Origin of the sequence: Allobosea sp. TAB14 (assembly GCF_052113865.1) — a bacterium.
In the GTDB taxonomy this organism is placed as follows: domain Bacteria; phylum Pseudomonadota; class Alphaproteobacteria; order Rhizobiales; family Beijerinckiaceae; genus Allobosea; species Allobosea spartocytisi.
On sequence record NZ_JBFRDQ010000331.1, the window covers coordinates 1 to 2,055 of the forward strand.

General features: G+C 70.8%; 1 protein-coding gene. It reads left to right on the plus strand.

The annotated features are described in order from the left end of the window. A partial coding sequence (locus AB4Y99_RS27295; RefSeq protein WP_441525547.1) for a molybdopterin-dependent oxidoreductase occupies positions 1 to 1,855 on the plus strand: 1,855 nt, incomplete at its 5' end. Between the last annotated feature and the right edge of the window lie 200 nt (positions 1,856 to 2,055).

The following is a 2,055-nucleotide window of genomic DNA, read 5'->3' on the forward strand; positions in this document are numbered from 1 at the left end:
CCTGCCCACCGAGCAGATCGCAGCCTTCTACGAGCTTTGGGCCAGCACACCGCATGTCGTGACGGCCTGGAGCCAGGGCGTCAACCARTCGGCGCARGGCACSGACAAGGTCRCSGCGATCCTGAACTGTCATCTCGCGACGGGGCGGATCGGACGGCCCGGCTGCGGTCCCTTCTCGCTCACCGGCCAGCCGAATGCGATGGGCGGACGCGAGGTCGGCGGGCTCGCCAACATGCTGGCCGCCCATATGGGTTACGCTCCCGAGGACATCGACCGCGTCCGCCGCTTCTGGCAGGCGCCGAACATCGCCCGCCGCGAGGGGCTGAAGGCCGTCCAGATGCTGGACGCGGTCGCTGAGCGCCGCATCCGCGCGATGTGGGTGATGGCGACGAACCCCGCCACCTCTCTCCCGGACGCCGACAAGGCCCGCGCCGCGCTCGCCGGCCTCGATCTCTTCATCGTCTCCGAGAATGTGCTCTCGAACGATACGGTCGCGGCGAAACCGCACTACATCCTGCCGGCCGCGGCCTGGGGCGAGAAGGACGGCACCGTCACCAACTCCGAGCGGCGGATCTCGCGCCAGCGCGCCTTCCTGCCGCTGCCGGGCGAGGTGAAGCCGGATTGGTGGATCGTCTGCGAGGTGGCGAAGCGTCTCGGCTTCGGCGCCGCCTTCACTTACACCGGCGCGCACGACATCTATGCCGAGCACGCGGCGCTGTCGGCCTTCGAGAACGATGGCAGGCGCGATTTCGACATCGGCGCCCATGCCGGCCTCGACAAGGCCGCCTATGACAGGCTGCGGCCGGTGCAGTGGCCGGTCCCGGTGCAGCAGCGCGAGGGCACCGCGCGGCTCTTCGCCGATGGCGGCTTTTTCGGCCCCGACCGCCGCGCGCAGATGCGCCCGCTCGCCGCGCCGAAGCTCGCCTCGGACACCGACGGCACCTTCCCTCTGCTGCTCAACACGGGCCGCGTCCGCGACCACTGGCACACGATGACGCGGACCGGGCTCAGCCCCCGGCTCAGCGCCCATATCGCCGAGCCTGCCGTCTCCGTGAATCCGGCCGACATCGCGCGTTTCGGGCTGATCGAGGGCGGCTTCGCCCGTCTCGCCAGCGCCCATGGCAGCGCGGTGCTCAAGGTCGCGGCCGATGAGGGCGTCGCCCGGGGCTCGCTGTTCGCGCCGATCCACTGGTCCGGAGAAACCGCCTCCGACGCGCGCATCGGAGCGCTGGCGCAGCCGCTCTGCGATCCCTTTTCCGGCCAGCCCGAAATGAAGGCGACGCCGGTTTCGATCGCGCCGGTCGCCTATCGCTTCGAGGGCTTCGTCCTGTCGCGCGAGCCCTTCGCGCTGCCAGCGGAAAGCTGGTGGGCACGGCTCGCGGTGCAGGGCGGCGAAGGCCGGCTCTTCGCCACCGACTCAGCCATCGATGCCCTAGCGGCGCTGATGCGCGACCACTTCGACGCTCATGAGATGACCGAGCTGATCGACCGCGACGGCGGCAGCTATCGCTGCGCCGTGCTTCGCGAAAACCGGCTCGCGGCCGCCCTCTTCCTCGCGCCGGCGGGCCGCGCCCCGCTCTGGGACATGGTCAAGGCCGTCTTTGCCGATCCCGCCGCGACCGTGGAGAGCCGRCTCGCCCTGCTGTCCGGACGCGGCCCCGACGGGACCGATCCCGGTCCGACCGTCTGCGCCTGCTTCGGCGTCGGCCTGAACGCGATCCGCGCCGCCTTCGAGGCCGGAGCGGCGACGGCCGAGGAGATCGGCCTGCAACTCAAGGCGGGGACCAATTGCGGTTCCTGCCTTCCCGAAATCCGTCGCATCGGGGCGCGGCCACGCGCCAGCGAGGCGGCATGACGCATGCGACGCAAGAGCTCGGTCAGAGGAGAGACTGGAACATGGGTCAGCCTGTCTTGAAGGACACGATCGCGGGCGCGACGGTCGTCACGCTTCCCGGCAAGCCGCCGGAGGTCGTGTCGCTGCCGGCCGCGACGTCGAAGCCGCTGGGGGCGAAGCTGGCGGGCTGGGCGAAGGCGGCGATGGTCAATCTGCTGCCG